This window comes from Gemmobacter sp. 24YEA27, assembly GCF_030052995.1.
Classification (GTDB): Bacteria; Pseudomonadota; Alphaproteobacteria; order Rhodobacterales; family Rhodobacteraceae; genus Pseudogemmobacter.
Window position 1 is genome coordinate 3,450,107 of the sequence record NZ_JASJPW010000001.1, and the last position, 24,678, is coordinate 3,474,784.

23 protein-coding genes are annotated in these 24,678 nt (G+C 64.0%); 15 read left to right on the plus strand and 8 right to left on the minus strand.

The genetic code is table 11. The features are described 5' to 3' along the window. Positions 1–52: 52 nt before the first annotated feature. Both QNO18_RS17140 and QNO18_RS17145 read right to left on the minus strand, forming a co-directional pair. The gene (locus QNO18_RS17140) at positions 53–853 is read right to left on the minus strand and encodes an amino acid ABC transporter permease (protein ID WP_283178665.1); all 801 of its coding nucleotides are present in this window, start codon (positions 851–853) and stop codon (positions 53–55) included. A 20-nt stretch (positions 854–873) separates the two neighbouring features. After that, positions 874–1,626 (minus strand): transporter substrate-binding domain-containing protein, encoded by a 753-nt coding sequence (locus tag QNO18_RS17145; RefSeq protein ID WP_283178833.1) that lies wholly within the window; start codon positions 1,624–1,626, stop codon positions 874–876. Between the two features lie 161 nt (positions 1,627–1,787). Here QNO18_RS17145 and QNO18_RS17150 point away from each other — a divergent pair, with 161 nt between their 5' ends. Continuing rightward, positions 1,788–2,453, plus strand: a complete 666-nt coding sequence (locus QNO18_RS17150; RefSeq protein ID WP_283178666.1) for a 5-formyltetrahydrofolate cyclo-ligase — start codon at positions 1,788–1,790, stop codon at positions 2,451–2,453. Between the two features lie 6 nt (positions 2,454–2,459). Here QNO18_RS17150 and moeB read toward each other — a convergent pair whose 3' ends face one another. Next, positions 2,460–3,491 carry a molybdopterin-synthase adenylyltransferase MoeB gene (gene moeB / locus QNO18_RS17155; protein WP_283178667.1) on the minus strand — a complete coding sequence of 344 codons (1,032 nt, stop codon included), beginning with the start codon at positions 3,489–3,491 and terminating at the stop codon, positions 2,460–2,462. A gap of 58 nt (positions 3,492–3,549) precedes the next feature. Next, complete coding sequence (gene dut, locus QNO18_RS17160) at positions 3,550–4,038, minus strand: dUTP diphosphatase (protein WP_283178668.1); 489 nt, start codon at positions 4,036–4,038, stop codon at positions 3,550–3,552. Between the two features lie 99 nt (positions 4,039–4,137). Between dut and QNO18_RS17165 the strand changes: the two genes are divergently transcribed. Further along, a complete protein-coding gene (locus tag QNO18_RS17165; RefSeq protein ID WP_283178669.1) occupies positions 4,138–5,007 on the plus strand; it encodes an oxygenase MpaB family protein in 870 nt (289 codons plus the stop codon). An 18-nt stretch (positions 5,008–5,025) separates the two neighbouring features. On the opposite strand, the gene ychF is transcribed toward QNO18_RS17165, so the two are convergent. After that, positions 5,026–6,123 (minus strand): redox-regulated ATPase YchF, encoded by a 1,098-nt coding sequence (ychF, locus tag QNO18_RS17170; RefSeq protein WP_283178670.1) that lies wholly within the window; start codon positions 6,121–6,123, stop codon positions 5,026–5,028. A 213-nt stretch (positions 6,124–6,336) separates the two neighbouring features. On the opposite strand from ychF, the gene trpA reads away from it, so the two are divergent. Then, the gene (gene trpA, locus QNO18_RS17175) at positions 6,337–7,128 is read left to right on the plus strand and encodes a tryptophan synthase subunit alpha (RefSeq protein ID WP_283178671.1); all 792 of its coding nucleotides are present in this window, start codon (positions 6,337–6,339) and stop codon (positions 7,126–7,128) included. 14 nt (positions 7,129–7,142) lie between these two features. Here trpA and QNO18_RS17180 read toward each other — a convergent pair whose 3' ends face one another. Beyond that, entirely contained in the window at positions 7,143–8,075 is a 933-nt protein-coding gene (locus QNO18_RS17180; protein WP_283178672.1) for a DMT family transporter, read from the minus strand. A gap of 143 nt (positions 8,076–8,218) precedes the next feature. Between QNO18_RS17180 and ade the strand changes: the two genes are divergently transcribed. From ade to QNO18_RS17215, 7 genes are all read left to right on the plus strand, one after another. Then, positions 8,219–9,943 carry an adenine deaminase gene (ade, locus tag QNO18_RS17185; RefSeq protein ID WP_283178673.1) on the plus strand — a complete coding sequence of 575 codons (1,725 nt, stop codon included), beginning with the start codon at positions 8,219–8,221 and terminating at the stop codon, positions 9,941–9,943. Next, positions 9,940–10,374: an arsenate reductase (glutaredoxin) gene (gene arsC, locus QNO18_RS17190; RefSeq protein WP_283178674.1), complete on the plus strand. Its 435-nt coding sequence runs from the start codon at positions 9,940–9,942 to the stop codon at positions 10,372–10,374. Before ade ends, arsC begins: the two co-directional genes overlap by 4 nt. Continuing rightward, the gene (locus QNO18_RS17195; RefSeq protein WP_283178675.1) at positions 10,371–11,009 is read left to right on the plus strand and encodes a GDSL-type esterase/lipase family protein; all 639 of its coding nucleotides are present in this window, start codon (positions 10,371–10,373) and stop codon (positions 11,007–11,009) included. Before arsC ends, QNO18_RS17195 begins: the two co-directional genes overlap by 4 nt. A 69-nt stretch (positions 11,010–11,078) precedes the next feature. Then, positions 11,079–11,747, plus strand: a complete 669-nt coding sequence (locus QNO18_RS17200) for a CbiX/SirB N-terminal domain-containing protein (protein ID WP_349293873.1) — start codon at positions 11,079–11,081, stop codon at positions 11,745–11,747. Between the two features lie 31 nt (positions 11,748–11,778). Continuing rightward, positions 11,779–12,942, plus strand: coding sequence for an alpha-hydroxy acid oxidase (locus tag QNO18_RS17205; RefSeq protein WP_283178676.1), 1,164 nt, complete (start codon positions 11,779–11,781; stop codon positions 12,940–12,942). A gap of 70 nt (positions 12,943–13,012) precedes the next feature. Further along, positions 13,013–14,425: an aspartate aminotransferase family protein gene (locus QNO18_RS17210; protein WP_283178677.1), complete on the plus strand. Its 1,413-nt coding sequence runs from the start codon at positions 13,013–13,015 to the stop codon at positions 14,423–14,425. Between the two features lies 1 nt (position 14,426). Next, entirely contained in the window at positions 14,427–15,815 is a 1,389-nt protein-coding gene (locus tag QNO18_RS17215; RefSeq protein WP_283178678.1) for a glutamine synthetase family protein, read from the plus strand. A 167-nt stretch (positions 15,816–15,982) separates the two neighbouring features. On the opposite strand, the gene QNO18_RS17220 is transcribed toward QNO18_RS17215, so the two are convergent. Both QNO18_RS17220 and QNO18_RS17225 read right to left on the minus strand, forming a co-directional pair. Further along, complete coding sequence (locus QNO18_RS17220; protein WP_283178679.1) at positions 15,983–16,306, minus strand: YnfA family protein; 324 nt, start codon at positions 16,304–16,306, stop codon at positions 15,983–15,985. Continuing rightward, positions 16,303–17,967 carry an NAD+ synthase gene (locus QNO18_RS17225; protein WP_283178680.1) on the minus strand — a complete coding sequence of 555 codons (1,665 nt, stop codon included), beginning with the start codon at positions 17,965–17,967 and terminating at the stop codon, positions 16,303–16,305. Before QNO18_RS17225 ends, QNO18_RS17220 begins: the two co-directional genes overlap by 4 nt. A gap of 151 nt (positions 17,968–18,118) precedes the next feature. On the opposite strand from QNO18_RS17225, the gene QNO18_RS17230 reads away from it, so the two are divergent. The 5 genes from QNO18_RS17230 (at position 18,119) to QNO18_RS17250 (ending at position 24,670) form a co-directional block, all read left to right on the plus strand. Beyond that, positions 18,119–19,558 carry a 2-isopropylmalate synthase gene (locus QNO18_RS17230; RefSeq protein WP_283178681.1) on the plus strand — a complete coding sequence of 480 codons (1,440 nt, stop codon included), beginning with the start codon at positions 18,119–18,121 and terminating at the stop codon, positions 19,556–19,558. A gap of 423 nt (positions 19,559–19,981) precedes the next feature. After that, positions 19,982–21,571, plus strand: coding sequence for a 2-isopropylmalate synthase (locus QNO18_RS17235; RefSeq protein WP_283178682.1), 1,590 nt, complete (start codon positions 19,982–19,984; stop codon positions 21,569–21,571). 429 nt (positions 21,572–22,000) lie between these two features. Further along, complete coding sequence (locus QNO18_RS17240) at positions 22,001–23,038, plus strand: rod shape-determining protein (protein WP_092898968.1); 1,038 nt, start codon at positions 22,001–22,003, stop codon at positions 23,036–23,038. Positions 23,039–23,120: 82 nt separating this feature from the next. Beyond that, on the plus strand, positions 23,121–24,134 hold the full coding sequence (mreC, locus tag QNO18_RS17245) for a rod shape-determining protein MreC (RefSeq protein ID WP_283178683.1): 1,014 nt from the start codon (positions 23,121–23,123) through the stop codon (positions 24,132–24,134). Further along, on the plus strand, positions 24,131–24,670 hold the full coding sequence (locus QNO18_RS17250; protein ID WP_092898972.1) for a rod shape-determining protein MreD: 540 nt from the start codon (positions 24,131–24,133) through the stop codon (positions 24,668–24,670). Before mreC ends, QNO18_RS17250 begins: the two co-directional genes overlap by 4 nt. The last annotated feature ends 8 nt before the right edge of the window (positions 24,671–24,678 follow it).

Sequence of the window (24,678 nt, forward strand, 5' to 3'; positions counted from 1 at the left end):
AAGGGGCGACGGGGGCAGAGCCCCCAAACTGAGCCACGGGGGCAGAGCCCCCTCACCCACGCCGCACAGCCAGCCGCCGCTCCAGCCATCGAAGCCCGAGCGACAGGCCCAGCGTCATCACCAGATACAGCATCGCCGCCACATTATAGGTCTCCATATAGCGGAAACTGGCCGAGGAGGCGACCTTGGCCAACTGCGCGATATCGGTCACGCCCAGTACCGCTACCAGCGAGCTGTCTTTGACCATCGCTATGAAATCATTGCCCAAAGGCGGCAGGGTCAGCCGGAAGGCCTGGGGGAAGACCACCAGGCGAAAACGCTGCCAGCGGCTCAGGCCAAGTGCGTCGGCGGCCTCGGTCTGACCCTGATTGACCGCGCCGATGCCGGCGCGGAATATCTCGGCCAGAAAAGCGCCATAGGCCAGCACCAGCGCCAGAACCGCGCGCCACAAAAGCGGGAAATCGCGGGTGGTCAGGGGTTCGGCTCCGATCAGGCCACCAACGCGGTTCACACCAAGGATCAGCAAAGGCGCCAGCGCGAAGGCCACATATAAAAGCAGCACCATCATCGGAATGCCGCGCATCAGTTCGACATAGAACCTTGCGATCTGCCTGAGCCAGATCCGCCGCGACAGCGCCATCATCGCAAGCGCAAGGCCCAGAAGACAGGCGCCCCCAAAGGCCGTCAGCGAGACCAGAACGGTGATCCGAATGCCTTCGGACAGCATCACCAGCGCGGCGCGGTAATGCTCATCCGAGAGAATTTCCGCGAAAAGCCACAACAGGAGCCCGCCAAGTGCCAGCAGCCACCAGGGAAAATCCGGCCCGGATTCCTGCGTGCGACGCCCTCTCACCGGGCTTGGTCCGGCCGCTCTCAGCCGCCATCCCTGGTGTCAAAGAACCATTTGCGGTTCAGCGCCTCAAGGCTTCCATCCGCCTCCATCGCGCTGATCGCCGCATCGAAGGGCTGAACCAGATCCGAGCCTTTCGGAAAGATGAACCCAAACTCCTCTGCCCCCAGCGGCGCGCCGATGATCTTCAGCGCACCGCCCGATGTCTCGACATAGCCATGCGCGGCAGTGCTGTCCGAGAGAACCAGATCAACGTCACCGGCCCGCAGCGCCTGAAGACCCGCGCCGAAAGTCTCGAATTTCACGATACGCGGGTTTTTCTCATCACCGTCCAGCACGTCATAGACCCCCACATAGAAGGGCGTCGTGCCGGGCTGCGCGGCCATGAGAAAATCGCTGTCCGCCGCAAATGACGCCGCATCGGTAAAGCGGCTCTCATCGCCCCGGACCACCATCAGCATCTGCGACAGCATATAGGGCTGCGAGAAATCAACCGCCTCCAGCCGTTCTTCCTTGATGGTGATACCATTCATCGCGACATCATACTGGCCCGCCGAAATCGCCGGGATCATCGCATCCCAGCTCGTATTCTCGTATTTCACCGTCAGATTAAGCCGTCTGGCGATCTCGGTGACCGCATCATATTCCCAGCCGACCGGTTTGCCCTCGGGCCCGATATATTGCAGCGGCGGATAGGTGTTTTCGGTCGCAACCACGATCTCACGGCCGCCAAGATCCGGCAACGTCTCGGCCATGGCCATCGGCGCCAGCGCCATCCCGGTCAGAAAAAACGCAGCGGTTGCGATTCTGAAGGTCTGGGAGGGGGTCATTGCTCATCTCCTGCGGCTGGTACGCGGGACTATGACGACGGGGCTGCGTGCTGACAAGCCCGGGCCGGCGGCGAAAAATGGCGCAAAGGCGTGTAAAGACCGCGCAAATGGCACGCAGATCCGATCAGGATCCGGCATGGTGGACCTGGCACCAGGTTACCTGGCTGTGGGGGAATGCGATGACCGAGATCCGGCCCGAAGATGACCTGCCCGCCTGGCGGCGGTATAAGCGCGCAGAGCGGCTTGCGGCCCGCGACCTGATGTCTGCGGCCCGGCGTCAGGAAGTGGCAGCGGCGCTGGCGCTGCATCTCGACCGGCTGCTTGTGGAACGTGGCCTGCTCAGGCCTGGGCTGATCCTCTCGGGCTATTGGCCGATCAGGGCCGAGCCGGATCTGCGGCCCTGGATGCTGGCGCTTGAGGCCCATGGGCTGCACCTCGCGCTGCCGGTGGTCGAGACCCGCGCCGCGCCGCTGGTCTTCCGGCGCTGGACGAAAGGCGCCGCGATGGAACGCGGGCACTGGAACATCCTCGTCCCCGCTGCGCCCGGACATGTCCGGCCCGATATCAGCCTCGCGCCGCTGGTCGGCTGGGACCGGAAGGGTTACCGGCTCGGCTATGGCGGTGGCTATTTCGACCGCACGCTCGCGGCGCTGGACCCGCGCCCTTTCACGATCGGGGTGGGGTTTCACAGCGCGGAACTGACGAGCATCCACCCGCAGCCGCATGATATCGGCCTTGATGCCATCGTCACCGAAGAGGGGCTTCAGGTCTGAGCCGTCTCAGCCGCCGCAGCAGGCACAGCCCTTGCGCTTTTTCACCCGGATCATCCGGGTTTCGGCATAAAGCGCATCATGGATCATCAGCCGCCCCTTCAGCCCCTCACCCGCGCCGGTGATATGTTTCACCGCCTCCAGCGCCATCATCGCGCCGATCACGCCCGGCAGCGGCGCCACCACCCCGGCCTCGGCGCAGGAGGCCACCATCCCGGGCGCCGGCCGTTCGGGAAAGACGCATTCAAAACACGGGCCGCCCTGGGCCGGATCCCAGAGCGAGAGCTGCCCCTCCCATTGCGTCATCGCGCCGGTGATCAGCGGTTTCCCGAGCCGCGCGCAGGTCTGGTTCACAAGGTAGCGCGTGTCGAAATTGTCGGTGCCGTCCAGCACCAGGTCATAATCGGCGATCAACGCCCCGGCCACGGCGGCATCAAGCCGGCGGTGATAGGGCCGCACCTCGATAAACGGATTCAGCGCCTTCATAGCAGTCTCGGCGGAAAACACCTTGGGCATCCCGATCCGTGCGTCAGCATGGATGATCTGGCGTTGCAGATTGCTGAGCTCGACCAGGTCATCGTCGATCACTGCGATCTCGCCCACCCCGGCCCCGGCGAGGTACAAAAGCACCGGCGCACCAAGCCCGCCTGCCCCCACCACCAGAACTTTCGCGGATTTCAGGCGCTGCTGCCCCTGACCGCCGATCTCCCGCAGAAAGATATGGCGCGCATAGCGGCTGACCTCGGCGGGCGTGAACGGCCCTTCTTCCCGAGGCGGCTCCTGCGGGGCGGTCTTGCCCGCCTCATCGCGCAAATACCGCAGGAGGTGGCGGTAGCACTGCACCAGCACCACCACCGATCCCAGCACGAGGAAATAGCGGCTGTCCCAGCCAAGCTGGAGATTGACGCGCTCGACCCCATACCAGCCGATCCCGGCCTGGAGCGCGGCCCAGAACAGCGCAATCCCAATGGTCGCGCCCCGCCCGAGCCCGGTGCCGAGCAGAATGGCCAGAAGGAAGAACACCGTCGGATTGTCGAACATCTTCTGCCTCCAGGGCCTGAACTGCGCCTAAGCCTCAGGGGTTTAAGCCTCGGATGCCTCAGCCGCCGGTAGAGCCGAACCCGCCCGCGCCGCGCGCGGTCTCGTTTGAAAACGCCTCGACCACCCGGAAATCAGGGCGCAAAACGGGCACGAAGATCATCTGCGCGATCCGCTCGCCGGGGTTGATCTCAATCGGATCCGAACCCGCCGGATTGCGGTTCCAGACCGAGACCATGATCTCGCCGGTGTAGTCGGGGTCGATCAGCCCGGTGCCATTGCCCATGACAAGGCCCTTCTTATGCCCCAGCCCCGAACGCGGCAGCACCAGAGCCGCCAGCGACATATCACCGAAGTTCAGCGCGATCCCCGATTTCACCAGCACCGCGGGCGCCTGGGGCGCGATCAGGACCGGCGCGTCGATACAGGCCACCAGATCGATCGCAGCGGCACCTGCACTCTGATAGCGGGGCAGTCCCCAGTCATTCAGGCGGGGATCGAGAATCCTGACTTCCACTTCCGGGCTCCTTTGCGGGGGACGCCCCCTCATAGCAATCGCTCCCTGGGCATACAACATCGGGAAAGCGGGCTTGCCTGTGCTTCGGGCGCGGGTCAGGGTGCGGGCGAAGCCACCCCGACCGGATGCATGATGGCACTGGAACCGCTCAGAAAACTGATTGCCGGCAATATTCTGAAGATGACCGGCAGCGGTCAGATCCGGTTTGACGCGCCTTTGGGGGATCCCGGGCTCTTCGGGCCGGACGCGGTCTGCTGGCGGGTCCATGCCGATTTCGTGCCGATGGTGGTGGGAGGCGTCTCGGCGCTGATGCTGCAAATGCTGCACCCGCTGGCGATTGCCGGTGTCTGGGACCATTCGAATTTCCGCGCTGATGTTCTGGGGCGGCTGGCGCGCACCTCCCAGTTCATCGCCGGCACCACCTATGCCGCGCGCGACGAGGCCGAGGCGCTGATCGCGCGCGTCCGCCGCATCCATGACCGGGTTGCGGGCCAGGATGCCACGGGACGCCCCTATCGCGCCTCGGACCCGGATCTGCTGACCTGGGTGCATGTGGCGGAAGTGTCAGGCTTTCTCGCCGCCCATCTGCGCTTTACCGAACCGGATATGCCAGTGGCCGATCAGGATCGCTATTTCGCGGAAATGGCGCTGGTGGCGCGGATGCTGGGCGCGCGCGATGTGCCGGTGACCGCGGCCTCGGTGCAGGATTATCTGACCGGCATGGTGCCTCAGCTGCGCTTTGACGACCGCGTGGCCGAGGTGTTACGGGTGATCTCGACCGCGCCGGTCAAACCTGCCGTGCTGGGGCTGTTTCGCAAAATGGTGACGCGGTCGGGGTTCGAAATCCTGCCCGCATCTGTTCAGGCGCTTTACCCGGAGGGCGCACGGCCGCGCTTTCCGGCGGCGCCGCAGCTCATTGGCATGGCGGCCCCGCTGGGCCGCTGGGCGATGCAGGGCGGCGTCGCGCGCCGCTCGCGCATCAGGGTGTCGGCAGCGGGCTGAGCCCGCCGCCATGATCCATCAGGCGTTGAACAGGAAGTGGAGCACGTCGCCGTCCTTCACCTCATAGGTCTTGCCCTCGACGCGGAACTTGCCCGCCTCTTTCGCACCCGCCTCGCCCTTGCCGGCGATATAGTCATCGTAGCCGACGGTTTCTGCGCGGATGAAGCCCTTCTCGAAATCGCCATGGATCACACCGGCGGCCTGGGGCGCCAGCATGCCTTTGGTGATCGTCCAGGCGCGGGCCTCTTTCGGGCCGACGGTGAAATAGGTCTGCAGGCCCAGAAGCGCATAGCCCGCGCGGATCAGCCGGTCGAGGCCCGCCTCTTCCAGTCCCATTTCCTCAAGGAAGACCTGCGCATCCTCTTCGGGAAGCTGCGCCAGCTCCTCTTCGATCCGGGCCGAGATCACCACCGTACCGGCACCCTGAGCCTTCGCCATCTCTGCCACACGGGCCGACTGGCTGTTGCCGGCGCCTGCCGAGGCCTCTTCGACATTGCAGACGTAAAGCACGGGCTTCGCGGTCAGAAGCTGCAGGAGCTTCCACTGTTTCTGGTCATCCTCATGCACTTTGACCGTGCGCGCGGGCTGCCCCGCCTCAAGCGCGGTCTGAGCCTGGGCCAGCAGCCGGTCCTGGTCCGCCGCATCCTTGTCGCCCGATTTGATCTTGCGCGCGAGGTTGGCGCGGCGGCGTTCCAGGCTTTCAAGATCTGCGAGCATCAGCTCGGTCTCGATGGTCTCGGCATCGGCGACCGGGTCAATACGGCCTTCGACATGGGTGATGTCGCCATCTTCAAAGCACCGGAGCACATGGGCAATCGCATCGCATTCGCGGATATTGGCGAGGAACTGGTTCCCGAGCCCTTCGCCTTTCGACGCGCCCCGCACGAGGCCCGCAATATCGACAAAGGTCATCCGCGCCGGGATGATCTGTTTCGAGCCGGCAATCGCCGCCAGTCTGTCGATCCGCGCATCCGGCACCGCGACCTCGCCGACATTCGGCTCGATGGTGCAGAAGGGGAAATTCGCGGCCTGGGCCGCAGCGGTTCTGGTCAGCGCGTTGAAGAGGGTCGACTTCCCCACATTCGGCAGGCCGACAATACCCATCTTAAAGCCCATTTCCGGCCCTCCATAGCTGATGGGGCCAGTTAGACGAGAGCGGGCGCGGGATCAAGGAAGATGCGGGTGAAATCGCCGCGAGAGCCGCCCGCCCGGGGATTCGAGCGCGCAGGACACCTGAAAACCTGCGGTGAAGCATTGCCTTTCTGCCGGGCTTTCGGCAAATCATGGCCAAAAGCCCGGGCTTCGGGCCCGGTTTCGGGAGAGCTGCAGATGACCAGGATCGACGACACATTCGCCAGGCTGCGCGCTGAGGGCAAAAAGGCCTTCGTCTCCTATATCATGGCAGGCGATCCCGATGAGGCGACCTCGCTTGCGCTCTTGCGCGGCCTGCCGGGCGCCGGGGTCGACATCATCGAACTTGGCATGCCCTTTACCGATCCGATGGCCGACGGGCCGACCATCCAGGCCGCCGGCCAGCGCGCGCTGGAAGCCGGGATGACCCTGACGAAGGTGCTGGAAATGGTGCGTGCCTTCCGCGAGGGCGACCAGACCACGCCCGTCGTGATGATGGGCTATTACAACCCGATCTATTCGCATGGTGTCGACCGCTTTGTCGCCGAGGCGAAAGCGGCCGGGATCGACGGGCTGATCGTGGTCGATCTGCCGCCGGAAGAGGATGAGGAGCTCTGCCTGCCAGCCCAGGCGGCCGGGATCAATTTCATCCGCCTCGCCACGCCGACGACCGATGCAAAGCGGCTGCCGAAAGTGCTGCAAAACACCTCGGGCTTTGTTTACTATGTGTCGATCACCGGGATCACCGGCTCGGCCGTGCCACAGGCCAGCGATATCGCGCCCGACATTGCGCGCATCAAGGCGTCGACCGATCTGCCGGTGGTGGTGGGCTTTGGCATCAACACACCCGAAATGGCGAAATCCATGGCGGCGATCGCCGATGGCAGCGTTGTCGGCTCGGCGATTGTGAAAAGCGTGGGCGAGAAACGCCCGGTGGCCGAGGTCCTGGCCCAGGTCGCGGCGCTGGCCGCAGGCGCTCATTCCGCCTGACGGCGGTCAGGGGCTCAGCCCTGTGGCGTCATCGCCTTGCGCTGGCGGGCGCGCTCCAGTCCGAGGCGACGCTCGCGCCAGATGATCATGATCCCGGCCACGATGATCAGCACCGCCCCGGTCAGCATGGTCGAGGTCGGCATTTCCTGGAATACGAACCAGCCGATCGCCAGCGCGAAGATCATCGAGGCATAGTCAAACGGTGCCACCAGCGAGGCATCGGCCTCGCGATAGGCCGAGGTCAGAAGGATCTGCCCTACCCCTCCCATCAGGCCGGCGGCGATCAGGGTGATCGCCTCGCGCGGGGTCGGCCAGACCCAGCCGAAGGGGATGGTGAACAGCGACAGACATGTTGCGGTGACCGAGAACCAGAAGACGATGGTCGCGGTTTTCTCGGTCGCGACCAGCTTGCGGATGAAAACCTGGGCCAGGGCGGCAAAGACCGCACCGGTCTGCACGATGACCGCGCCGAAAGCCTCGGCATGGCTGCCCTTACCGGGCACGCCGCCTTGCAGGATGGTCAGACGCGGCCAGATGACGATCAGGACACCCACAAGCCCCATCAGCACCATCGAGATCCGGAACAGCCGCACATTCTCGCCCAGAAACATCGCGGCAAAGACCACGGTCAGCAGGGGTGCCGCATAGCCGATGGCGGTCACTTCGGGAAATGGCAGATAGGCAAGACCGGCAAAGCCCAGCCCCATCGCCATCGTGCCGGCAAAGCCGCGCCAGACATGGCCCATAGGATTGGCGGTGTAGAATCCGGTCCGCAATTCGCCCCGCATCGCCAGCCAGGCCACGATCACCGGGATCGCAAAGAAGGACCGGAAGAAGACCGCCTCGCCGCCCGGCACCCTGTCGGAGGTGGTTTTGACCAGCGCCGACATCAGGATGAAGATCAGAACCGATCCCAGTTTAAGGGCAATACCGCGCAAGGGGCGCATGGGCTTTCCTCTCTCTGCCCCCTGTTCTGACCATGGACCGCCCGACGAGGCAAGCCCGAAGCGCCAACCGGCAAAAGGTTACGGGTCGGGCGCTCTGGACCTTGGTCACGGGATCGGCTTTCCTGCGCGCAGGGGGTGCCGCTATGCCAGACGCTGAGACCAGAGCTGAACCAGGCCATCAGATTGAAAACAGGATCGACCAGGGGCGCGGGCTTGTGCCGGCTGATCTGGTGCTGAAGGGCGCGCGGTTCTTTGATCTGATCACCGGCGATCTGGTGGAAAGCGATGTGGCGATCTGCGGCGACACAATCGTCGGCACATTCGGCACCTGGCAGGGCAGGCGCGAGATCGACCTTGCCGGTCAGATCCTGGTGCCGGGGTTTATCGACACCCATCTCCATATCGAAAGCTCGCTGGTCACGCCCTTTGAATTTGACCGCTGTGTCGGCCCGCATGGGGTGACGACCGCGATTTGTGACCCGCATGAGATCGCCAATGTCTGCGGCATTGAAGGCATACGCTATTTCCTTGATGCGTCAGCGCAGACCCTGATGGATATCCGCGTGCAGCTTTCCTCCTGCGTGCCTTCGACCCATATGGAGACGGCAGGCGCAAAGCTCGAAGCCGCAGACCTGATCCCGCTGATGGATCATCCGCGCGTGATCGGGCTGGCGGAATTCATGAATTTCCCCGGTGTCCTGATGAAAGACCCGGGCTGTATCGCCAAGCTTGCGGCATTTCAGGGCCGCCATATCGACGGCCATGCGCCGCTTTTGCGCGGCAATGATCTGAACGGCTATATCGCCGCCGGGATCCGCACCGAACACGAGGCGACCTCGGCCGAAGAGGCGCTGGAGAAGCTGCGCAAAGGGATGCGGGTGCTGATCCGCGAAGGCTCGGTCTCAAAAGATCTGCACGCGCTGGCAGAGATCCTGACCGAGAGGCATTCGCCTTACCTGTGTTTTTGCACCGATGACCGTAACCCGCTGGATATCGCCGAACATGGCCATATCGACTACCTGATCCGCACCGCGATCAGCCTCGGCTGCCCGCCGCTTGCGGTTTATCGCGCGGCGAGCCTCTCGGCAGCGGAAGCCTTCGGGCTGAAGGATCGCGGGCTGATCGCGCCCGGCAAACGCGCCGATATCGCGGTGATCGACGGGCTCGAGACCTGCCGCGTCGCCCGGGTCTTCGCCGGCGGGGTGGAACTGTCGGAGACGGCCTTTGCCGCAAGGGAGACCACGCCCGCGGTCGCGCGCCATTCGGTCAAAGCGCCACGCGTCTCGCCCGCCGATTTCCGCTGTTCGGGGAACCGGGTCGAGACCCCGGTGATCGGCATTCTGCCCGGCAAGATCATCACTGAATTCCTGAAATACGATATCGCCCCGGAAGATGGCGACAAGCGCCCCGATCTCACCCGCGACCTGATCCGCATTGCGGTGATCGAACGGCATGGCAGGAACGGCAACCGCGCCACCGGCTTTGTCAAAGGCTTTGGGTTGCAGCGCGGCGCGATTGCCTCGACCGTCTGCCATGACCATCACAACATCGCGGTCGTCGGCGCCGATTACGCCGATATGGCCCTGGCGGCGAACCGGCTTTCGGACATTGAGGGCGGGTTCGTGGTGGTCGAGGGCGGCCGCGTTCTGGCCGAACTGGCGCTGCCGCTCGCGGGTCTGATGAGCCTTGAGCCTTTTGAAGCCGTGCGCGACGCGCTGGTGCGGCTGCGCGCGGCGGCGCAAAGCCTCGGTGTCGTGCTGGAAGAGCCGTTTTTGCAGCTCGCGTTCCTCGCGCTGCCGGTGATTCCCCATCTGAAGATCACCGATCACGGCATGATCGATGTCGACCGCTTCGAGGTGATCCCGTGACCAGCGCTGTCAGCACGATTTACCACAACCCGGCCTGCGGCACCTCGCGCAATGTGCTGGCGATCCTGCGCGCCGCCGGGGAAGATCCCCTGGTGGTGGAATACCTGAAAACCGGCTGGGCCGAGGCACAGCTGCGCGGGCTTTTCGCCGATGCCGGGATCACCGCGCGGGACGCCCTGCGCGACAAGGGGACGCAGGCTGCGGAGCTGGGCCTGACCGCGCCGGGTGTCGGCGAAGACGTGATCATCGCCGCGATGATCGCCCATCCGATCCTTGTGAACCGCCCCTTCGTGGTCACCTCAAAGGGCACAAAGCTTTGCCGCCCTTCAGTCACGGTGGCCGCGATCCTGCCGCGCCTGCCTGCGGCGCCGGTGGTCGCAGTGGATGGCAAAGTGATATTCGATCCTGCAAATACCGAGGTGAGCGGATGACAAAGACCCTGCTGCTTTACGGCGATTCCAACACCCATGGCACGATGCCGATGGCGGAGCTGGGCGCGATGGGGCGTTTCGCGCATCGCCACCGCTGGACAAGCCTGCTTGCCGCCGATCTCGACGGCTGGGAGGTGATCCCCGAAGGCCATCCGGGGCGCACGACGCTGCATGACGACCCGATTGAGGGCGCGCATCGCAACGGGCTGACGGTGTTGCCCTCGATCCTCGAAAGCCACCGGCCGATTGATGTCGTGCTGCTGATGCTCGGGACCAATGATCTGAAACAGCGGTTCTCGGTCAATGCCGGCGATGTCGCGCTGTCGCTGGAACGGCTGGTGCGGGTGATCCGCGCGAGCGGCGCCGGCCCGATGGGGGGCGCACCCGGCGTGGTTCTGGTAGCGCCGCCGCCCATTCGCGAGATCGGTCCGCTGGCACAGATCTTTGCCGGGGGCGAGGCGAAATCACAGCATCTGGGCCGTGAAATCGGGGCTGTCGCGGCACGAAACGGGCTGCCTTTCGTCGATCTGGCGGGCAAGATCGGGGTCTCTGCCGTGGATGGGATCCATTACGAGGCCGAGGCGGCGCCTGTGATGGCGCAGCTGTTTGCGGATGTGATCCGGGCGCATTTCTGAGAGGGTCTGCCTGTGGCTGACGCCGTATTTGAGTATTTGGATCAAGAGGAAGGGGGCAGCTCCCGCTCTTTGCTGATCCTTGCGCATGGCCAGCCCTCTGATCCAATGCCCGCGGCGGCAGAGGTGGAGGCGCTGGCGAAGCTGGTATCGGCGCATCTGCCGGGCTGGCGGGTTCTGGCGGCGACACTGGCAGAGCCGGGCGCGCTGGAGCGGCTGCAGGGCGAGGATCCGGGTCTGGTCTTTCCGCTGTTCATGGCGGCGGGCTGGTTCACATCAGTGGCTGTGCCCGCGCGCCTCGAGGCCGCCGGAGTGACGGGTTGGCGGCAAATGACGCCGATGGGGATGATGCAGGCAGTGCAGGATCTTGCGGTGCGGATCGCTGCGGAAAGCGGCGCGGCGGAGGTGCTGGTGGCCGCGCATGGCTCGGGGCGCTCACCCGCCCCGGCGGAAGTGGCACGCGACGTCGCGGCGCGGATCGCGGCGGAAAGCGGCGCGCGCCGGGTCGAGTGTGGCTTTATCGAAGAGGCACCCTTTCTGCGCGATGTCGCGGGCTGGGGCGCGGATGCCGTGTGCCTGCCGTTTTTCGCCATGGCAGGCGGCCATGTTCTTCACGATTTGCCCGAAGCCCTGGCGCAGGCGGGATTTTCCGGGCAGATCCTGCCGGCGCTCGGCCTGCATCCGGAGATTCCGGCCCTGATCGCCCGCGCCGCGCTTGAGGCGGCGGATCTGCCACATTAAGCCAGACCTCAGCGCCGTGAAGGAACCCGCCATGCCGGTCATCACCTGTATCGAGGATCTCAGACGCCTGCATCAGGCGAGGGTGCCGCGCATGTTCTGGGATTACTGCGAAAGCGGCAGCTATACCGAGCAGACCTTCCGCGACAATTCTGCCGATTTCGCGCAGATCCGGCTCAGACAACGGGTGGCGCGCGATCTGTCCGACCGCCGGCTGGGCGGTGAGATGATCGGGCATGAGGTGGCGATGCCTCTGGCGATTTCCCCCACCGGGTCGGCGGGGATGCAATGGGCGGATGGTGAGATTCTGGGCGCGCGCGCGGCGCAGCGCTTCGGGGTGCCGTTCACGCTGTCGACCATGTCGATCTGTTCCATCGAAGACCTCAGCGAGGTGGGTGTGGGGCCGTTCTGGTTCCAGCTTTACGTCATGCGCGATGAGGATTTCGTGGACGGCATCATCGAGCGGGCCAGGGTGGCGGGCTGCCCCGCCCTGGTGGTGACGCTGGATCTGCAGGTCATCGGGCAGCGCCACAAGGATCTGAAAAACGGGCTGACCGCCCCGCCCCGGCTGACTTTGCCCAATATTCTCAATATGATGACCCGCCCGGCCTGGTGCCTGGCGATGGCGCGCACAAAGCGCCGCACATTTCGCAATATCATGGGCCATGTGAAAGGGGTCGACGACCTTGCAAGCCTCAACGCCTGGACCTGGGAGCAGTTCGAGCCGCGACTCGACTGGTCAATGGTGCGGCGGATCCGCGACCAGTGGCAGGGGAAGTTCGTCCTCAAGGGAATTCTCGACGCCGAGGATGCCCAAATGGCGGCGGATATGGGCGCCGATGCAATCGTGGTCTCGAACCATGGCGGGCGGCAGCTGGATGGCGCGCTGTCCTCGATCCGGATCTTGCCTTCGATAGTGCGGGCGGTCGGGGATCGCTGCGAGGTCTGGCTCGATTCCGGTATCCGTTCGGGCCAGGACCTGCTGAAAGCCCTGGCATTGGGGGCGACCGGCGGCATGATCGGCAGGCCCTGGCTTTACGGGCTGGGCGCGATGGGCGAAGCAGGCGTGACCAGGGCGCTTGAGGTGATCCGGGACGAGCTGGATATCACCATGGCGCTTTGTGGCGAGCGGGATGTGGCGGATCTGGGCCGCCACAACCTGCTGGTGCCTGCGGATTTCGAAGGCGCCTGGGGCTGATCCCGCGCCGCCCTCTTGCTTTTTGATCAAATTCCGCGTGATAACGGAGCCGGATCAGGAGGGCGCCGATATGCCGAAAACCAAAGCCGATGCGGGACAGATTGCCGGGGTCGATACCGGGCTTCTGAAACGCTTTGCCACCCGTGAGGCGAAGGCTTACGCAAAGGCGCATCCGAAATCGAAGGCGCGGATGGCGGCTGCGGCAAAGCATTATCTTTCCGGCGTGCCGATGCATTGGATGACTGACTGGCCGATGCCGCATCTGACGGTGATCGCGAAAGCCAGCGGGGCGAGGATTCTGGATATTGACGGGCATCAGATCGACGATTTCTGTCTGGGCGATACCGGCTCGATGTTTGGCCATTCCCCTGCCCCGGTGGCGCGTGCGATTCGCGCTCAGGCCGCGCGCGGGCTGACCTATATGCTGCCCTCGGATGCCGTGGCCGAAGCCGGGCGGCTGCTGTCGGACCGCTTTGGCGAGATGCAGTGGCAGATCGCGACCACCGCGACCGATGCCAACCGCTTCGCCATCAAAGTGGCGCGGGCGGTGACCGGGCGGCCGAAAATCCTTGTGTTCAACGGCTGTTACCATGGCACCGTCGATGATGTCATGGTCGAGCTGGTGAATGGCGTTACGCAAAACCGCCAGGGGCTTCTGGGCCAGATCGCCGATCTGACGCAGGGAGCGGTAGCGGTCGAATTCAACGAGCTGGCAGCCGTCGAGGCGGCGCTGGCGCAAGGTGATGTCGCCGCGATCCTGACCGAGCCGGTGATGACCAATTCCTGCATGGTGCTGCCCGCGCCGGGCTTTCATGACGGGCTGCGCCGGCTGGCGACGCAATATGACGCGCTTCTGATGATTGACGAGACGCATACGCTCTCTTCGGGCCTGGGCGGCTATACCGGCGTGCACGGCCTCTCGCCAGATATGTTCATTGTCGGAAAATGCGTGGCAGGCGGCATGCCGACGGCGGTCTGGGGCATGAGCGACCAGGTCGCGAAACGCTACGCCACCGCCAATGCCGCCCGCGCGCCCGGCCATTCCGGCATGGGTACCACGCTTTCAGCCAATCCGATGCAATTCGCCTGTCTGGTGGCGACCCTATCGGAGGTGATGACTGCCAAAGCCTATGCCAGAATGGAAAAAGGCGCGGCGCGGCTGGCGAAGGGGCTGACAAAGGCGATCCGCAAAGCGCAGGCCCCCTGGCATGTCGCGCGGGTCGGCGCCCGCGTCGAATTCATCTGCGCCCCCGAGCCCCTGAAGAACGGCACCGAGGCCGGCATGGCGCATCACCACGCCGTCGAGGCGGCGGTGCATCTGGGCCTTCTGAACCGGGGCAGCCTGATCGCCCCCTTCCACAATATGATGCTTGTGAGCCCGGTGACGACGAAAGGGCAGATCGACCGCCTGATCGCCCATTTCGCCGCAGTCCTGGCCGAGCTTTTCCCTGCTCCGCAAAAAACCGCCGCGAAAGACCTTTGAGATGACCGAGACCAGCCCTTCCGGCTCCACCCTGGCCGAGGCCGAAACCTTCCTCGCCGCCCATCCCGAAATCGAAGCCTTTGACATCATCCTGCATGACGCCAACGGCATCGGGCGGGGCAAGATCATCCGGCGACACGAGCTGGAAGGCCTGTACAAATCCGGCCGCCATCTGCCGATCTCGATCCTCGGCCTCGATATCTGCGGCGAGGATGTGCATGAGACCGGGCTGATCTGGGATCAGGGCGATGGTGATCTGCGCGCCTGGCCGATCCCCGGCACGCTGGTGGCCCTGCACGGGACCACTCCGCCCCGCGGCGAGGTCTTCATGTCGATGTATACGCTGGACGGCGCGCCCATGACCTCGGACCCGCGCCATGCGCTGGCGGCCCAGGTCGAGGCGCTGGCTGCCGAGGACCTTTACCCGGCGGGGGCCTTCGAACTGGAATTTTTCCTGCTGGAGAACACGCGCGACCAATATGGCAAGATGCAGCCTGCCCACGATGTGCTGGACGGCCGCGCGTCGCGTAAGACCGAGGTCTATTCGGTCGACCATCTCCACGGCATGCTGCCGTTGTTTTCCGATATTTACGCAGGCGCGAAGGCGGCGGGGATCAATGCCGAAACGATGATCTCGGAATATGCGCCAGGGCAATATGAGCTGACGCTGCATTACCGCGAGAATGTCATGCAGGCCGCCGATGACGTGGTGCGGCTGAAGCGGATCGTGCGCGCCCAGGCCCGCGCCCATGGCGTGACCGCCTGCTTCATGGCCAAACCGAACGAGAATTACGCCGGGTCAGGGATGCATTTCCACGTCTCGATGCAGGACGGCACGGGGAAGAACATCTTCCGCGAAGAGGTCGAGGGACAGTGGAATGAGGCGATCCGCCACGCGCTTGGCGGGCTGAAAGAAACGATGGCGGAATCGATGCTGGTCTTCGCGCCGCATGCCAATTCCTGGCGCCGCTTTGCCTCACAATCCTACGCGCCGGTCTCGCCAACCTGGGGGGTGAACAACCGCTCGGTTGCGCTCCGGATCCCGGCAGGTGACATCCGTGCGCGCCGGATCGAGCATCGCCCCTCGGGCGTCGACGCGAGCCCCTATCTGGTCGGCGCCACCGTGCTGGCGGGGATCCGTCACGGGATGAAAAACCAGATCGACCCCGGCCCGGAAACCACCGGAAATGGCTATGAGGAGGCAGGCACCAGCGCGATCCCCTCTGACTGGAAATCGGCCATTGATGCGGCGAAGGGTTCGGAGTTCCTGAAAGAGGCGCTCGGGGAAGACATGCACCGCACCTTTACCGCGATCAAGGCGGCGGAATATGGCCGGGTGATGCGGACGGTCTCCGAGGTCGATTTCGATCTCTATCTGCATACGGTGTGACGGCCGCATCCGGGCAAGGGGGCGCTGCCCCCGTCCCGTTCCGGGCCTCCCCCGGGATATTTTGAGACAGATGAAATCAGCCGAGGTTTTTCATCTGTCCTTAAATATCCCCGCCGGAGGCTTCCGCAATCAGCCAGAGACGCAGTGGCGGAACAGGGGAGTGGTCCTCAGACCGGCCGCGCGCCCCAGAGGATGACTGCGGCGCCGGCCAAAGCGAGGGCGGCCCCAATCAGGTCGGTCGCGCGCGGCGCCTCGCCCTCGGCGAGCCAGAGCCAGGCGAGCGAGGCACAGATATAGATGCCGCCATAGGCCGCGTAAGAGCGGCCCGCATGTTCAGGTGGCGTCAGGGCGAGAAACCAGGCGAAGGCAATCAGCGCCAGCGTGCCGGGGATCAGCCACAAAGCTGCCGCGCCCTGTTTCCACCAGGCCCAGAAGGCAAAGCAGCCGGCGATTTCGGCCAGTGCGGCTCCGATATAAAGCGCGCCCGTCATGCGCCGGAGCTGTCGCGCCAGCGGTTCACCATCGGATAGCGGCGGTCGAGCCAGAAGGCTTTCTGGGTCAGCCGCACACCGGGCGCCGACTGGAACCGCTTCCACTCAGAGATACAGACGAGGTGTTCGACCCGTTTCACCGTCTCGCGCGCGAAGCCTTTCGCGACCAGATCTGCGACCGAGAGGTCATTCTCGATCAGCCCTTCGAGGATCGCATCCAGCACCTCATAGGGCGGCAGGCTGTCATCATCGCGCTGATCAGGGCGCAGCTCGGCGGATGGCGGCTTGGTGATCACCCGTTCCGGCATGACCGCGCCGGACGGACCTTTCATCCAGGGCCGGTGATTGTCATTCCGCCAGCGCGCGGTCAGGAAAACCCGCGTCTTATACATGTCCTTGATCGGGTTATAGCCGCCATTCATATCGCCATAGATGGTGCAATAGCCGACAGCGACCTCGGATTTATTGCCGGTGGTCAGCAGCATCGCGCCGGATTTGTTGGAAATTCCCATCAGCATCAGCCCGCGCAGGCGGGACTGGATGTTTTCCTCGGTCACGTCCGGCCCGGTGCCAGCAAAGACATGCGCCAGCGCCTCGCCCACCGCGCCGCGCGCGCCGACGATGGACACGGTATCGAGCCGCGCTCCCAAAAGCCGCGCGACCTCGGCCGCATCCTCCAGCGAATGCGCGCTGGTATATTCCGACGGCAACATCACGCAATGCACATTTTCCGGCCCAAGCGCATCGGCGGCAATTGCCGCGACAATCGCAGAATCGATACCGCCCGACAGGCCCAGAACGGCTTTGGAGAACCCGGATTTGCGCATGTAATCGCCAAGACCCATGACGCAGGCGCGGTAATCTGCCTCGCCGATCGGGGGAATGGCCGCGATCTCGCCCGGATCGGCCTCCCATCCTTCAGCACCGCGGCGGAAGGTCACCAGCGTGCTGACCTCATCAAATTGCGGCATCTGCACCGCGAGCCGTCCGCCCCGGTTCAGGACCATGGACGAGCCGTCAAACACCTGATCGTCCTGGCCGCCAACCATATTCAGATAGATCAGCGGCAGCCCGGTCTCGACCACACGTTCAACCATGAGGTTCAGCCGCAGATTGGGCTTGCCGCGATGATAGGGCGAGCCATTCGGGACCAGCAGGATCTCGGCCCCGGTCTCGGCCAGCGTCTCGGCGACATCGGGGTGCCAGGCATCCTCGCAGATCGGCGTGCCGATACGGACGCCTTTCACCACATAGGGGCCGGTGACATCTGCGGCGGCAAAGAGCCGCTTTTCATCGAAAACCGCGTCATTCGGCAGGTGGTGCTTGAGCACCCGGGCAGAAACTTTACCGCCTTCAAGGATGTAATAGCCGTTGAAAAGCTGACCATTCGCCAGAACCGGCCCGCCGATCCCGAGCGCGGGACCATCGGCGCAGTCAGTTGCCAGCGCCTCGATGGCGCGGATGGCGTCCTGGTGAAAGGCAGGTTTCAGGATCAGGTCCTGGGTCTGATAGCCGGTGATGAACATCTCGGTCAGCGCGACCAGATCGGCCCCGGCAGCCTTGCCCTCCTCCCAGAACGCGCGGGCCTTTGCAGCATTGCCGGCGATATCGCCTAAGACCGGATTGGCCTGCACCAGGAGGAACCGGAATGTGTCGGTCATCGTCATGTCCTTATCGCGCCTCTCGCCTCACCGCTTCTAACAGATCGGGGCGGGCTGGAAAGCCTCACGCAGATGCGCGGCCTGATGTCTGGACATGGGCGGCTTCCCCTGCTTAGGCTGCGGGCGCAAACGACACCGGAGACATCCTGCAATGCGCAAATTCACGGCATCCCTTTACGCCGCCACACTTGCCGCGCCGCTGGCCACCTGTCTGGCCCTGTCCTCCGGCCCTGCCCTCGCCCAGTCTGACGGCGAGGTCATTACCAAGCAATATGACAACGGATCGGTTTATGAAGGCACCTTCAGAAACGGCCGTCAGCATGGCAAGGGAACCTACCGCCTCCCCAACGGATATGAATATTCCGGAGACTGGGTCGATGGCGAGATCAGGGGCCAGGGCCGGGCGCGCTATCCGAATGGGTCAGTCTATGAGGGCGCTTTCGAAAAAGGCCAGCCTCAGGGCCGCGGCAAGATCACCTTTGCCGATGGCGGCACCTATGACGGTGACTGGATCGAAGGCAAGATGACTGGCGAGGGTGTGGCGACCTATCCCAATAACGCGATCTATACCGGTGCCTTCCTCAACGGGCAGCGGAACGGCAAGGGCGTTTTGCAAAATGAGGGCGGCTACCGCTATGAGGGCGACTGGGTGAATGGCGTAAAGGAAGGGAGCGGCAAGCTCACCTATTCCGATGGCACGGTTTATGAGGGCGCGATGCGGGCGGATGAGCGCTCCGGTCTGGGCACGCTGACCATGCCGAACGGGCTGATCTATGCCGGTGGCTGGGCGCAGGGCCAGATCAATGGCGAAGGCAAGCTGACCCAGCCCAATGGCGATGTCTATGAGGGCGCTTTCGTCAACGGCAAACGCGAAGGGAAAGGCATCGCCACCCATAAGGCGGGTGATGTCTATGAGGGCGATTTCAAAGCCGATAAACGCGACGGCCAGGGCAAATTCTCGACGCCGGATGGCTTCCGCTATGAGGGCTCCTGGGTGGCCGGCAAGATGGAGGGGACCGGTTCGGTCACCTATCCCGATGGCTCGGTCTATGTCGGCGCGATGAAGGCGGATCAGTCGCATGGCGAGGGCGCGATCACCTATCCCGACAAATCCACCTATCAGGGCGCCTGGGTGAATGGGGTGATCGAGGGCAAAGGTCGCGCGGCTTACGCCAATGGCCAGGTTTATGAAGGCGATTTCGTCAAAGCCCGCCCGGAAGGCCAGGGCGTGATGACCCGCCCCGATGGCTACCGCTATGAAGGATCGTGGAAAGCGGGCCTGCGCGACGGCAGCGGCACCGCGACCTTCGCCAATGGCACTGTCTACAAGGGTGACTTCAAAGCCGATAAGCGCGATGGCAAGGGCGAGCTCACAACACCCGAGGGCTACCGCTATAGCGGTGACTGGGTGAACAATCAGAGCGAAGGCCAGGGTGTCGCCACCTATGCCACCGGGGATGTCTATGACGGCGCCTTCAAGGCCGATAAGCGCCATGGTCAGGGCAAGATGACCTACAAGACCAGCCAGATCGCGGAAGGCATCTGGCAGGACGGCATCCTGACAGATCCTGCACCTGCCGCCGTGCCCTGAACCCTGCCGGGCAGAGGGGGCGCTGCCCCCTCGCCGCTGCGCGGCTCACCCCCGGGATATTTAGAGACAGATGAAATCAGCGAAGGTTTTTCATCTGTCCTTAAATATCCCCGCCGGAGGCTTCCGCAATCAACCAGAGACCCGACGAAAAATTGAGGCGCGGGTCAGAAAAATGCGTTCTGGCCCTTTTCAGGGCGCGTATCTTGCGTATAGTCCGGCCTCATGAACACGGGATCGCATCAGATACTCCTGCCGCAGCCGGGCTCCTGCCCGCTCCTGCCCCGTGGTCTCCTTCTTCTCAGCCTCGTCTGAGCGGGCCTCCGGGCGCGACCGCTCGGATGTGACCAAGCGCCCGGCCTGAGAACCGGCCCGATCCTGCATTTCGGGCCATGGCTGAGACGAACAAGCCCAAGGAATACCCCCATGGCACAGACTGCTGACACATCCGCCCAACAACCCCGCGTCATGATTTTCGACACCACCCTGCGGGATGGCGAGCAATCGCCCGGCGCCACCATGACCCATGCTGAAAAGCTGGAAATCGCGACGCTGCTTGACGAGATGGGCGTTGATATCATCGAGGCGGGTTTCCCGATTGCTTCGGAGGGCGATTTCGCCGCGGTTTCCGAGATCGCGAAAAATGCAAAGACCTCGACCATCTGCGGCCTCGCTCGCGCCAATTTCAAAGATATCGACCGCGCCTGGGAGGCGGTGAAACACGCGAAATCGCCGCGCATTCACACCTTTATCGGCACTTCACCGCTGCACCGCGCCATTCCCAATCTGGACATGGACCAGATGGCCGAGCGCATCCACCAGACCGTAACCCATGCGCGCAATCTGTGCGACAATATCCAGTGGTCGCCGATGGATGCGACCCGCACCGAGGCGGATTATCTCTGCCGCGTGGTCGAGATCGCGATCAAAGCCGGGGCCACCACGATCAATATTCCCGACACTGTCGGCTATACCTATCCGATGGAATCGGCCAAGATCATCCGGATGCTGCTGGAGCGTGTGCCCGGCGCCGATGAGATCATTTTCGCGACGCATTGCCATAATGATCTGGGCATGGCGACCGCGAACTCTCTCGCCGCTGTCGAGGCCGGCGCGCGCCAGATCGAATGCACGATCAATGGTCTCGGTGAACGTGCCGGCAATACCGCGCTGGAAGAGGTGGTGATGGCGCTCCGGGTCCGCAACGACATCCTGCCCTATCGGACCGCGATCGACACGACGAAGATCATGCATCTGTCGCGCCGCGTCGCCACCGTTTCGGGATTTGTGGTGCAGCCGAACAAGGCCATCGTCGGCAAGAACGCCTTCCTGCATGAATCCGGCATCCACCAGGACGGCGTGTTGAAAAACGTCGAAACCTTCGAGATCATGCGCCCCGAGGATATCGGGCTGAACGCCAAGAACATCGTCATGGGCAAGCATTCGGGCCGCGCCGCGTTGCGCTCGAAACTGGCGGAGCTGGGCTATGATCTGGCCGATAACCAGCTCAATGACGTCTTTGTGCGGTTCAAGGCGCTGGCCGACCGCAAGAAAGAGGTCTTTGACGAGGATATCCTGGCGCTGGTCGCGGATGAACAGACGCTCGACGCGCATGACACGCTGGCGCTGAAGAAGCTGCGGGTGGTTTGCGGCACCGATGGGCCGCAAGAGGCGGATATGGTGCTCTCGGTCGATGGGGTGGATCACCGTGTCGATGCGACCGGCGATGGCCCGGTCGATGCGGCCTTCAACTGCGTGAAACAGCTCTTTCCGCATAAGGCGCGGCTGCAGGTCTATCAGGTGGCGGCCGTGACGGCGGGCACCGATGCCCAGGCCACGGTTTCGGTCAGGCTGGAAGAAGACGGGCGGATCGTCACCGGCATGTCGGCCGATACCGACACCATCGTCGCCAGCGTGAAGGCCTATATCAATGCGCTGAACCGTCTGATCGTGCGCCGCACCAAATCGGCGCCGAATGACGATCTGAAATCGGTCTCCTACAGCGACGCGCCGTAACGGATCCGACCGGACAGGGGCAGGGTAAGGTGGCACCGCCGCCTTACCCTGCCCTCCCCGCGACCTCATCCGTCCTCCCGCCCCCCGATTCCCGAAAGCGGCTTCCGGGCACCATTGCCGATGGCTGCCGTAACCGCGCGCCCGGCCCTTTAGCCGGAGCCGGGGTGCGTCTCTGACCAAATGTCGTAAAATGTAAAGTTTACTGGCAGAATTTGCCCGTTTTGACATGTAGAATATCGCAAAACTGCAAGCCGGTTTTATGCACGCAGATGTGTGCCGGAACCGTCCCCACGGGCTTTCACAAAACTCTGTGTCTCTTTATATGTAGGCGCCCGCCGGAGTTCTCTGAGTCGCGGGTGCAACAGGTCGTTTTCCCGCCATCTGCCCGGCGCGGGACGCGATCCACAGGACACGAAGGACGCTGCCCGCATGGCGCTTATCCCCGGAATCTTCTCGTCGGACATGGCGATCGACCTCGGCACGGCGAACACGCTTGTCTATATCCGTGGCAAGGGCATCGTCCTGAACGAGCCATCAGTAGTGGCCTATCACACCAAGGACGGCAAAAAGCAGGTCCTCGCGGTCGGCGAAGATGCGAAACTGATGCTGGGCCGCACCCCCGGCTCCATCGAGGCGATCCGCCCGATGCGCGACGGCGTCATCGCCGATTTCGAAGCCGCCGAAGAGATGATCAAGCATTTCATCCGCAAGGTCATTCGTCGCGGTACCTGGACCCGGCTGAAAATCATCGTCTGCGTGCCGCATGGCGCGACGCCGGTGGAAAAACGTGCCATCCGCCAGTCGGTGATCTCGGCGGGCGCGAAACGCGCGGGGCTCTTGTCGGAACCGATTGCTGCGGCCATCGGCGCCGGCATGCCGATCACCGAACCCACCGGCAATATGGTGGTCGATATCGGCGGCGGCACCACCGAAGTCGCCGTGCTCTCGCTGGGCGATATCGTCTATGCGCGGTCGGTCCGTGTTGGCGGTGATCGCATGGATGATGCCATCGTCTCTTACCTGCGCCGCCACCAGAATCTGCTGATCGGCGATTCGACGGCCGAGCGTATCAAGACGTCGATCGGCACGGCCCGGATGCCCGATGACGGGCGCGGCGCGGTCATGCAGATCCGGGGGCGTGACCTCCTGAACGGCGTGCCGAAGGAAACCGAGATCAGCCAGGCTCAGGTCGCCGAGGCGCTGGCCGAACCGGTGCAGCAGATCTGCGATGCGGTGATGCAGGCGCTGGAGGCAACGCCGCCGGACCTGGCCGCCGATATCGTTGACCGCGGCGTAATGCTGACCGGCGGCGGCGCGCTCCTTGGTGATCTGGATCTGGCGCTGCGCGAACAGACCGGGCTGTCGATCTCGGTCGCGAATGAATCGCTGAATTGTGTTGCTCTCGGAACCGGCAAAGCGCTGGAATATGAAAAGCAACTCCGGCATGTGATCGAATACGATATCTGAGCCGGCCAGGTGAATCAGCGCGGGGTCATCCTGACCCCGCTTCCACTGGCAAACCCATTTTAAGCACCACCGGGGCGCGCGCGTGTCGAGAAGCCGTAGCGGATCAGAAGAGTTTTCCCGCCCCGTGCGGCGGCTGCTGGTCGGGCTGCTGGTGGCGGCACTTCTGGGGATCTTTATCCTCTGGCGCATCGACAGCCCAAGGGTGGAGCGGTTCCGCGCGGCGCTGGTCGATGCGGTGATCCCCAATATGGAATGGGCGTTGGTGCCGGTGACACGCGCCATGACCATGATCGAGGACTTTCAGTCCTATACCCGCATCTATGAACAAAACCAGGAACTGAAGCGCGAGCTGCAGCAGATGAAGGCCTGGAAAGAGGCCGCGCTTCAGCTGGAGCAGAAGAATGCGCGGCTTCTGGATCTGAACCATGTGCGGCTCGACCCGAAACTGACCCATGTGACCGGCGTGGTGCTGGCGGACAGTGGCAGCCCGTTTCGCCAGTCGGTGCTGCTGAATGTCGGCGAGCGCGATGGCATCCGCGACGGCTGGGCCACGATGGACGGGATCGGGCTGGTGGGCCGCATCTCGGGCGTTGGCGCCCGCACGAGCCGGGTGATCCTGATCACCGACACCTCAAGCCGCATTCCGGTGACCATTCAGCCTTCGGGGCAGAAGGCGCTTTTGTCGGGTGATAACAGTGCCTTGCCGCTTCTTGATTTCATCGAGACCACCGATGAGGTCCGGCCCGGCGACCGGGTGGTGACCTCCGGCGATGGTGGTGTCTTTCCCGCCGGCCTGCTGGTCGGCCAGGTCGCGATGGGATCGGACCGCAGGCTGCGGGTGGTGCTCGCGGCCGATTACCAGCGGCTTGAATTCCTGCGCGTGCTTCGCAGCCATGAACTGGAGCCGATCCTTGACCCCGGCCAGCTGATTGCGCCGCCGCTGCCTTCGGTCCCCGTGGCAACGGTTGACGGTGAACGCGAGGCCGCCACCCAGCCCACCACCGGCAGCGGCGAGATCGGCGAAACCGGATCCGGCTATGCCGAAGGCGGCGATGCCACCGGCCAGGGCGCCGATGCGCAAGGGGGCGGACAATGATCGGCCGGATGCAGATGGATCCCTGGGGATACCGGCTGCTTTTCCTGGCGCTGGCGGGGCTGTTTCTCTTTGTGCGGCTTTTGCCGCTGAGCACGGCAGTGGGCCGGTTTCCCGGGCCGGATCTGCTGTTATGCCTGATCATCGCCTGGATGATGCGCCGCCCCGATTTCCTGCCGGTCTGGCTGATCGCGCCGGTCCTGCTGATCGAGGATCTGTTGCTGCTGCGCCCGCCGGGGCTCTGGACCGCGCTGGTCGTGCTCGCGTCCGAATTCCTGCGCGGCCGCCATGCGCTGACGCGTGAGATGAATTTCGCCGTCGAATGGCTGCTGGCCTCGGGGCTGATGATCGCGATGTTGCTGGCGCAGCGGCTGGCGCTTACGCTGACCCTTGTTGATCTGCCGCCTTTCGGATTCGCCGTGGTCCAGGTGCTGTGGTCGATCCTCGCCTATCCGCTGGTGGTGGGCCTGTCGCGCCTGGCTTTTGATCTGAGAAAACCCGCCACCGGTGAGGTGGATGATTTCGGCAGACGGTTGTGAACGGGTGA

Excerpts from the sequence above, each read along its gene's own strand:
- QNO18_RS17215 (WP_283178678.1), top strand. The coding sequence starts at position 14,427 with ATGACCGAGACCAGCCCTTCCGGCTCCACCCTGGCCGAGGCCGAAACC.
- QNO18_RS17240 (WP_092898968.1), top strand. The coding sequence starts at position 22,001 with ATGGCGCTTATCCCCGGAATCTTCTCGTCGGACATGGCGATCGACCTC.
- trpA (WP_283178671.1), top strand. The coding sequence starts at position 6,337 with ATGACCAGGATCGACGACACATTCGCCAGGCTGCGCGCTGAGGGCAAA.
- QNO18_RS17195 (WP_283178675.1), top strand. The coding sequence starts at position 10,371 with ATGACAAAGACCCTGCTGCTTTACGGCGATTCCAACACCCATGGCACG.
- QNO18_RS17165 (WP_283178669.1), top strand. The coding sequence starts at position 4,138 with ATGGCACTGGAACCGCTCAGAAAACTGATTGCCGGCAATATTCTGAAG.
- moeB (WP_283178667.1), bottom strand. The coding sequence starts at position 3,491 with ATGTTCGACAATCCGACGGTGTTCTTCCTTCTGGCCATTCTGCTCGGC.
- QNO18_RS17150 (WP_283178666.1), top strand. The coding sequence starts at position 1,788 with ATGGCACGCAGATCCGATCAGGATCCGGCATGGTGGACCTGGCACCAG.
- QNO18_RS17250 (WP_092898972.1), top strand. The coding sequence starts at position 24,131 with ATGATCGGCCGGATGCAGATGGATCCCTGGGGATACCGGCTGCTTTTC.
- QNO18_RS17210 (WP_283178677.1), top strand. The coding sequence starts at position 13,013 with ATGCCGAAAACCAAAGCCGATGCGGGACAGATTGCCGGGGTCGATACC.
- QNO18_RS17235 (WP_283178682.1), top strand. The coding sequence starts at position 19,982 with ATGGCACAGACTGCTGACACATCCGCCCAACAACCCCGCGTCATGATT.
- ychF (WP_283178670.1), bottom strand. The coding sequence starts at position 6,123 with ATGGGCTTTAAGATGGGTATTGTCGGCCTGCCGAATGTGGGGAAGTCG.
- ade (WP_283178673.1), top strand. The coding sequence starts at position 8,219 with ATGCCAGACGCTGAGACCAGAGCTGAACCAGGCCATCAGATTGAAAAC.
- QNO18_RS17220 (WP_283178679.1), bottom strand. The coding sequence starts at position 16,306 with ATGACGGGCGCGCTTTATATCGGAGCCGCACTGGCCGAAATCGCCGGC.
- QNO18_RS17145 (WP_283178833.1), bottom strand. The coding sequence starts at position 1,626 with ATGGCGCTGGCGCCGATGGCCATGGCCGAGACGTTGCCGGATCTTGGC.
- QNO18_RS17180 (WP_283178672.1), bottom strand. The coding sequence starts at position 8,075 with ATGCGCCCCTTGCGCGGTATTGCCCTTAAACTGGGATCGGTTCTGATC.
- QNO18_RS17205 (WP_283178676.1), top strand. The coding sequence starts at position 11,779 with ATGCCGGTCATCACCTGTATCGAGGATCTCAGACGCCTGCATCAGGCG.
- QNO18_RS17230 (WP_283178681.1), top strand. The coding sequence starts at position 18,119 with ATGCGCAAATTCACGGCATCCCTTTACGCCGCCACACTTGCCGCGCCG.
- dut (WP_283178668.1), bottom strand. The coding sequence starts at position 4,038 with ATGAGGGGGCGTCCCCCGCAAAGGAGCCCGGAAGTGGAAGTCAGGATT.
- QNO18_RS17225 (WP_283178680.1), bottom strand. The coding sequence starts at position 17,967 with ATGACCGACACATTCCGGTTCCTCCTGGTGCAGGCCAATCCGGTCTTA.